This is a genomic window from Lutibacter sp. (genome assembly GCF_013139515.1).
Lineage (GTDB): Bacteria > Bacteroidota > Bacteroidia > Flavobacteriales > Flavobacteriaceae > Lutibacter.
Genome location: NZ_WTAR01000131.1, coordinates 18,062 through 27,027, shown reverse-complemented (window position 1 = coordinate 27,027; position 8,966 = coordinate 18,062). Strand labels below are relative to the sequence as shown.

At 33.5% G+C, this 8,966-nt stretch carries 4 protein-coding genes; all 4 read right to left on the bottom strand.

Translation table 11 applies throughout. From position 1 onward, the window contains the following. The coding region (gene sprA / locus GQ540_RS11655) for a cell surface protein SprA (protein ID WP_291801235.1) at window positions 1-2,988 on the bottom strand (2,988 nt) is incomplete at its 3' end. Between the two features lie 3 nt (window positions 2,989-2,991). Further along, window positions 2,992-3,573 (bottom strand): Holliday junction branch migration protein RuvA, encoded by a 582-nt coding sequence (ruvA, locus tag GQ540_RS11650; protein ID WP_291801233.1) that lies wholly within the window; start codon window positions 3,571-3,573, stop codon window positions 2,992-2,994. A gap of 37 nt (window positions 3,574-3,610) precedes the next feature. Continuing rightward, window positions 3,611-5,887 carry an NADP-dependent malic enzyme gene (locus GQ540_RS11645; RefSeq protein ID WP_291801231.1) on the bottom strand — a complete coding sequence of 759 codons (2,277 nt, stop codon included), beginning with the start codon at window positions 5,885-5,887 and terminating at the stop codon, window positions 3,611-3,613. A 163-nt stretch (window positions 5,888-6,050) separates the two neighbouring features. Continuing rightward, entirely contained in the window at window positions 6,051-8,954 is a 2,904-nt protein-coding gene (locus GQ540_RS11640) for a molybdopterin-dependent oxidoreductase (protein ID WP_291801229.1), read from the bottom strand. Window positions 8,955-8,966 lie beyond the last annotated feature (12 nt).

The window sequence follows — 8,966 nt, the reverse complement described above, 5'->3', positions numbered from 1 at the left end:
TTCATTGGTAATTGAATAATGATCATAAGGATCCATTAACCAAAATTGAATGTATTCTACATTAGATTGTTCAAAATTGGTGGTGGTTAAAGCTCTTGTAATACCTCCCCATCTATCTTCCGGATTTGTGAATTTTCCATCGCCTCCAACATTATTTGTATCGTAATTATAACTTCCTCTTTCGTTTGGAAAGTATGCTAAATCCATTGTTCTAACAATAGTAGATTGTGTTAAATCTAAGTCTTGCTCTGGAAATAGTTCTTCAAAACGAACTCTCCTTACCTCAGCACGTGAAAGTTCAGCATTATCTATGTTTCCTGGTTTTAATGATGAACCACCATAAAATAATGGATCAATAATATACCAAGAAAGTCGGGCTCTTTTATAACCGTACGATAAATCTGTTTCATTTCCACCAAAATCAAATTGAGTTTGAAATTGTGGCGTACTTGACATGTACCATTGTTGAATAGACTTTATTTCTAACGGAATTTGAGACCCTTCAAAATCATCTACATAAGAAGTAGCTTCACCTTCTAATTCAATTCTTTTTGGTGAACCTGGTTTTAAATAGGCAAAATCTCCTCTAATTGAAAAGTTAGAAGCAACATCAGTATCTATATTAGGTAGTTTATTTACCCATTTTGTAAGTTTTGGAACTTCCGTTCCGTAGTTAGCATTTAATCCAAAAATAGTATTGTTAATTGGCTCTTGCCCAAACAATGCTTTTTGAGTAATTGGCTTTTCGTTTAAATTTAAAATTGTTGCTCCAGCTATAAATTTATCCGAAAATTTATGTTCAATGTCTATTCCTAAAAAACGTTTTGTTTGTAGATTAAATGCGGCATTATTTTCTACTGAAACCTGAATTGGCGCATTTGAGGCTTCTAAACTTGGATTTACAATTTGAACCCTACCCATTTGATAATCAACTACATAATCCACACCTTCAACTAGTTCTCTACCACCCGTTGTAACTCTAACTGAACCTTGAGGCACATTAAATGCTCCTAACGGAATTCCGTTAGCACTTTCAGATTTATGATATCCTTTTATTAAGTATTTATCTTTTTGCTGAAAATTGTTTTTAGCTTCAGATTGTGTTCTATCATATAACTCGTTAAAAACATACGTTTCATCAGCTATATCAGTAAGTTTAGCCGCTAAATCTTCTCCAAATGGTTCAACTGTAGGGAAAATAATGTATCCTTTCTCTGAATTTACGGTTGCTCCTTCAACATAATCAAAATAACCATCTCCTTCAGGTGTTAAAAACTGACTTTGGTCTAACCTATCAATATCTAATAAATTTAATAATGTTTTATCTGAAACACCTGTAGTTTGTGCATTTTGTAAAACATTTGTAGGTACACCCGTAGCATCATCAGCATACAATAACTCCAACCTAAAACCATCCGGTTGCATTCTATATGTTTGTAGAGAATACACATTTTTCATCATCAAATACCACATTGGTATTTGAGTACTAATTATTTCACTACGTAATAATTTTACAACAATATTGTCTGGCGCAATAATTCCATCACTTGTAAATTCACCAACTTTATATACTTCAGAATCTCCGCTTACAGTATATTCATAAGAAACTGCCAAAACATCTGAATCTGCCAATCTTCTATTTAAAGAAATCACACCCAATTGTGGATGAATTGTAAATTCATCTGGTCTTAATTTTATGGCATTTTCTAACACCGAATAATCTCGTCCTTGTTGCATTGCAAAAGGCGCTAATCCATCACTAACCGTAGCAATTTTTCGAACAGCATTTGAAGTTGTTAATATTGAAGAAATATTGTTTGCTTCATTTATTGGTAATATTGCTCCTGGAACTGGTGTCACATTTGCAGGTCCAATGTTTGTTGGATCTCCTTCTCCTAAATCTGCAACACCCACAATGTTTCTAATATCTACAGTCGAAGCACTTCTATTAGTTACCCAAACTTCTACTTTGGTAATATTAACTGGGCTATTTATTAAAGGATATTCTTTTAATGCATTGTTATAATTATCTCTAAAATATTGTGCTAAAAAGAAATGTCGATTTTCATCGTAATCTGTTGCTTGCAACTCAAAATCTTGTATAGTAGCCCCACCTTGAGCTGCTACAGACCTTGTTTGTGATTTTTGTTCTGCAAATACACCGGTAACGGTAGTTTTCCCAAATTTTAATTGCGTTTTCACACCAAATAAACTTTGTGCACCTACAATTAATGAATTTTTTAAAGGCATACTTACGTTACCTACTTCTACTTTTTGAAGTATATCATCTTCCGTAGGTGTGTATTCTAGTTTTATTTGATTTTGGAAATTGAATGTTGATTGCGTATCGTATTGTGCCCCTACTTTTAATCGTGTTCCAACTTTTGCTAATATACTTGCGCTAATTTCTTGATTAAAATCAAATGTAAAACTACTTCTGTTACGTTCAGATAGTTGTGGATTGTCAACTTTTTGATACAACATTCCCAGTTTTACCAATACAGACCCTTGTGCGTTTACTTCAATAGTGTTTCCGCCAAAAATAGATTCAAAAAACCCTGAATTTACATAGTACGTTGGCAGTAAATCTTTTTGAGCAGCTAAACTTCCACTTTTTTTACTATTTGTAGCACTTATTTTTTCTTTATAATATTCAAGCATATCCTTTTTCAGTCTATACTCTTTATACTCTTCTTGAGTCATATAAATTGGGCGCTTTACAAAATAGTTACCCATTTTTTCAAGAATCATATATTTCCCTAGCTCAGCATCGTAAATAATTTCAGATTTAGAAGGGTCTGTCAAATATAAACTTCCAGATTTTTCACTTTTGAAAGGATATTTTAAATTTAAAGTGTCATTAGTCTTAGCAACTTTAGAGGTGTCAGCAGTTTTTATATCTTGTGTAGTTTGTGCCTGTGCTGATTGTATAAACAACACTAAAAAAAGCACTATATATATGTTAAATATAAATTGTTTCTTCTCCAAATCTTATAAGTTTTTAAGCGCTTTTTTTATTAAAGTTTCTACACTTGCCGTTTTATCTTCTAATAAAATTTTATCTAATACTTTTTCTGATTGTTTTTTAGTAAACCCTAATACTTCTAAAGCTGATAACGCTTCAATTTTATTCGTATTGCTTTCAACAAAGGAATCTTCATCAATTGCAAAGCTTTTTAGTATTTTATCTTTTAAATCAATAAGAACTCTTTGTGCTGTTTTAGCACCAATCCCTTTTACAGATTGAATAACTCCAACATTTCCTGAAGCTATAGCTTGTTGAATTTCATCAGTAGTCATAGATGACAACATGGTACGAGCGATACTTGGCCCTACCCCAGAAACTGAAATGAGTAATCTAAATATTTCACGCTCAGTTTTATTTATAAAACCATAAAGTGTATGCGAATCTTCTTTTACAGCTAAATGTGTGTATAATAAAACTGCTTCATCATTAGGTAAAAGTGAAAAAGTATTCAACGATATATGTAGTAAATAACCAACACCATTAGTCTCTATTACAGCATACGTAGGGTTTTTCTCAACTAATTTACCTCTAATGTGGGTTATCATATGTTACTTTTTCTAATAACTCCAAATGTATAAAATATTATTTAATTTTTGCTTTTTCCTGTGCATGAACAATTGCTACACAGGCAATGTTCACAATTTCATCTACGCTTGCTCCAAGCTGAATTATATGAACTGGTTTTTTAAGTCCCATAATTATTGGTCCTATTGATTCAACTTCGTTAAATTCTTTCATTAATTTATAACCAATATTTGCTGATTCTAGCCCCGGAAAAATTAACCCATTTACTTTTTTTCCATTCAGTTTTGAAAATGGAAATTTTTCTTTTAATAATTTAGGATTTAAAGCAAAATCGGCTTGAATCTCACCATCTACAGTTAGTTTTGGAAATTTCGCATGTAGTAACTTTACTGCTTGAGCAACTTTCTCTACCATAGGCGATTTTGATGACCCGAAATTTGAAAATGACAGCATTGCAATATTTGGTTCAAAACCAAACATTTTAATTGCAACCGATGTCATATATGTAATATTTGCTAATTCTTTTGCTGTTGGATTGATATTTATTGCCGTATCAGAAAAGAACATTGGGCCTCTTTTAGTAAGCATAATATTTGTAGCGGCAATTTTTTTAACACCTGTTTGTTTTCCTATTAATTCAATCATTGGCTTTACAACTGATGGGTAACTTCTTGAATACCCTGTAACTAATGAATCTGCATTGCATTCATTCACCATCATAGCAGCAAAATAGTTACGTTCTCGCATTAATTTTTGTGCGGCTAATAGCGTTATTCCGTTGCGTTGTCTTTTTTTCCAGTATGCCTTTGCAAATTTGTTTCTTCTTTCTTCTTCTTCATCAGATTTTGGATCAATAATTGGAAGATCTGCTTCAAAATTAATTTCTTCCATAAGTTCATTAATAATGGTCTTATCTCCTAATAAAATAGGTTTTCCAACGCCTTCTTCATGAATAATTTGAGCAGCTTTTAGCACATCTAAATGATCAGCCTCAGCAAATACAATTGTTTTTGGGTCTGATTTTGCTCTTGCCATTAACATTCTCATCAATTTACTTCCAGCTCCTAACCTATCTGCAAGCAATTCTTTATATGCTTCCCAATTTGTAATTGGTTCTTTTGCTATACCAGATTCCATAGCTGCTTTGGCAACAGCTGGTGGTACTTCTGTAATTAACCTATGGTCAAATGGTTTAGGAATTATGTAATCTTTTCCAAACTGAATACTTGTTTCTCCGTACGTAATATTTACTTGTTCAGGAACAGATTCTTTAGCTAAATTAGCCAACGCATGTACTGCTGCCATTTTCATTTCTTCATTAATTCCCGTTGCTCTAACATCTAATGCTCCTCTAAAAATAAAAGGAAATCCAAGAACATTATTCACTTGGTTTGGATGGTCTGATCGACCAGTTGCCATAATAATATCTTTTCTTGTTTTTACCGCTAAATTGTAATCTATTTCAGGTGTTGGATTTGCCATTGCAAAAACTATTGGTTCCTTTGCCATAGTTTTTAACATTTTAGGAGTTACAACATTCCCTACGGAAAGTCCTATAAAAATATCTGCATTAACCATTGCTTCTTCTAAAGTATACATATCTCTATCTGTCGCAAATTCAGATTTTTGTGAGGTTAAATTTTCAATATCTTTTCTTATTACACCTTTACTATCACACATGACAACATTTGCTCGTTTAGCTCCTAAGGCTAAATACAATCTTGTACAAGAAATGGCTGCTGCACCTGCTCCATTTACTACTATTTTAACTTCTGAAATATTTTTTTTTGTAATTTCTATGGCGTTTTTTAGTGCTGCTGCAGAAATAATTGCAGTCCCATGCTGATCGTCATGCATTACAGGAATATCTAATTCTTCCTTTAATCTTCGTTCTATTTCGAAAGCTTCAGGAGCTTTAATATCTTCTAAATTAATTCCTCCAAAAGTGGGAGCAATATTTTTTACTGTTTCTATAAATTTTTCAACATCTTTGGTGTCAACTTCAATGTCAAAAACATCAATATCAGCAAATATTTTAAATAACAATCCTTTTCCTTCCATCACAGGTTTCCCTGCTAACGCACCAATATCACCTAGACCTAAAACTGCTGTTCCATTAGAAATTACAGCTACTAAATGACCTTTTGAAGTATATTTATAGGCATCGTTAGGGTTTTCCTCAATTGCTAAACAAGGTTCAGCAACACCTGGCGAGTATGCCAACGACAAATCACGTTGAGTTGAATATTTTTTTGTTGGTACTACTTGAATTTTTCCTGGAGTAGGCAATTCATGATATAATAAAGCCTCACTCTTTTTTGTGGATTTTTTCATAATATTTTATGATTTATATAAGTAAAGTACAAAGCTAACCATAATCTTTAAATTCAAAACCTAACATTTATCATATTTTACACACAAATGTTACATTACCTCTTTTAAATGTCAAGTTTAAAATTTATTGGATAAAAAAAATCCCGCAATTGCGGGATTTTAGTTACTCTTCTTTCTTATCAATATAATACACTGACTCATCTGGTTTAAAAGCTCTATTGAACCAAAGTGGCCTTCTTTCTCCGTTTGGACCAGGAGCTGGACGAGTCATTGCTAACCATTCTTTATAAATCTCATGTGATTTGTTAGTATCTACAAATATATCTCCATATTTTTCTTCTTTACCAGGTTTTTCAATACGAACACGCTGATGCCAAGTATGCATTCCACTAATTGGATCTGGATGAACGGCGTGTGTAATATTTTGATGCACACCTCCATCTTTCCAAAAAATCCGTTTCGAATCCTTATCAGAAGATTCAAAAGGTTTAATTCCTGAAATTGTGTTCATTCTCCAACCTCCTTTTCCATCTCCTTCAATATTAACGGTATTTGTTGCCCAACGGTTCCCTGTTTTATCTTGGGGTCTTCTCCAACGTCCAATATGATGTGAACAAGCTACAACACCTGGTTTCATACTTTGGGTTACCCAAACTTTATCAATAAAGAAGCCAATATCAGTATTTAATTTCACTAAATCACCTGTTTGAAATTTCCATTTTTTTGCATCATCTGGATGCATCCAAATTGGATTTCTATTAGAAATTTCAACCAACCATTTTGCATTACCAGAACGTGAGTGAATTAATGTCGGCAGCCTAAATGTAGGAACCAGCACATATTCTCCTTTTGATTTATACAATACATCATTATGAATATGACTTTTAATATAGGTAGGAGTGGCATATTCTGGCCATTTCCAATCTACCATAGTTTGTGAATAAAACTCGTTTTTACGCGATGGTGTAGGGAAACCAACACAAGGTTTTCCATTTATCATAACACCAATAGGTTTTCCTCCTTTAGAAATTACATCATTTTTAGAATCAACTGCAGAGCCTTTCAATTGTTCTTCACTCAATTGATTTTCGTTCATTTTGTATGACTCACCTTTTTCAATTTCATAAGCACCATACTTTTTCATATATTCCAGTGCTGCAAACTGTCCTGTAAATCCATCAGACTTGGCAGTTTCATTTAAACCTTTAATTCTTTCAAAAATATATTGGTAATATTCATCAATCGTAATTTTTTCTCCTGGTCTGTATGGTGATTCAAATGTTTTTCTAATTCCCATACTTCCATCTGGGTCAATTCTCCAAGATAATTCAATAAAGAATTCATCTTCTTCCCAAACTTCTCCTGGGTTAGCTTCGTACGTTAATTTTACAGGTTTTCCATTTCTTCGTGCAGCTTCTCTTAATACTGGTTGACGAAAAGCCACCCAAGTTCCTCCATGAGTTGCATAACTATTTAAATCGTGGCGTTCAGATGCTAATCCCATTGGCAGCACAAAATCGGCATAAAATGCTGTTTCGTTCCACGTTGGAGTTAATGCTGCGTGTAATCCAAATTTAGTTTCATCTGAAAACATTTCCATCCAAGTAAATCCATCAGGGTAGGTCCAAACCGGATTAAATACTCTTGAAAAATAAACATCCATTTTACCACGTCCCTCTTTTAAGAAATGAGGCAATAACTGACTCATTTCGAAAAAAGCTAGCGGATATTCTTTTGGAAAATGTAATTCATTCCATTTTTTCTGTGGTGCAGGTGGATTTGGTTGTGTTGGCTTGAATTTATTCCAAGAATTTGGAGAAGTACCTCCTTTTGCTCCAACTGCTCCTGTTAAAACCGTTAAGAAATGTAAACAACGAGCAACAGCCCAACCACCAAGGTTTGAAGCGCCTGCTGCACGCCAGTTATGAGATGCAAAGCGTTCGCCTGCCTCACCAATTTTATGTGCTATCTCAACAATCATATCAGCTTTTACACCTGATTCTTTTTCTGCAAATTCTGGAGTAAATTCTTTGTACTCCTCAATCATTGCTGCTATGTAATTTTTAAAAGTGATTTCTTTATCACTATGACGCGCTTGTAAATATTCTTTCCAGTTTGTCCAGTTTTCTAAGTATTCTCTGTTATACAATCCTTCTTCCAAAATAATTAAAGCCATGGCTAATAAAACTGCCGCTTCTGTACCTGGATATGATGGTAACCAATAATCTGACATACTTGCGGTATTAGATAATCGAGGATCCATTGTAGCTAATTTAGCTCCTTTCATTTTACCTTCAATAATGCGTTGTGCATGTGGATTAAAATAGTGACCTGATTCTAAATGGGCTGAAATCAATAAAATAAATTTAGCTTCGGCGTGATCTGGTGATGGTCTGTCATAACCATACCATAAATTATATCCAAAACGAGCTCCAGAAGAACAAATATTCGTATGTGAATTATGACCATCAATCCCCCAACCTTGTAAAATCCAGTTCATGAATTTTTCATTTCCTGGTCTTCCAACATGGTAAGCTATTTCATTATGACGATCTTCAAGTATTGCTTTTCTAATACGAGCAGCAATGGTATCTAATGCATCATCCCAAGAAACACGTTCCCATTCTCCGTCTCCACGTTTACCCTTTCTTTTTAGAGGGAATAAAATCCTATCTGGATCTGTTACTTGATTAATTGATGCAGGTCCTTTTGCGCAGTTTCTTCCTCGACTTCCCGGGTGAAATGGATTTCCTTCAAATTTTTTAACTTCTTGGGTTTCCTTATCAATAAAAGCGGTTAAACCACAAGCGCTTTCACAATTAAAACAAGTAGTTGGGATAATTTGATACGTTTTCTTTTCTTTTTTAGGCCATACCTTCGGGTTGTATTCTACCCAATTATCCCATTTTTCGGGTGGAGGAAAATTCTCATACATTTGAGCAACCTCTTCATCAGAAAATTGACGCATATCGCCATCAAATTCTTGATAACCTTCTTTGTGCAGATTTGGAATAATTCCTAATTTTTCTGCTATATTTTCTATAAACGATGGTTTCTTATAACCCATAATTTCTTTATT

Coding starts and splice junctions, on each gene's coding strand:
- ruvA (WP_291801233.1), bottom strand. CDS start 3,573: ATGATAACCCACATTAGAGGTAAATTAGTTGAGAAAAACCCTACGTAT.
- GQ540_RS11645 (WP_291801231.1), bottom strand. CDS start 5,887: ATGAAAAAATCCACAAAAAAGAGTGAGGCTTTATTATATCATGAATTG.
- GQ540_RS11640 (WP_291801229.1), bottom strand. CDS start 8,954: ATGGGTTATAAGAAACCATCGTTTATAGAAAATATAGCAGAAAAATTA.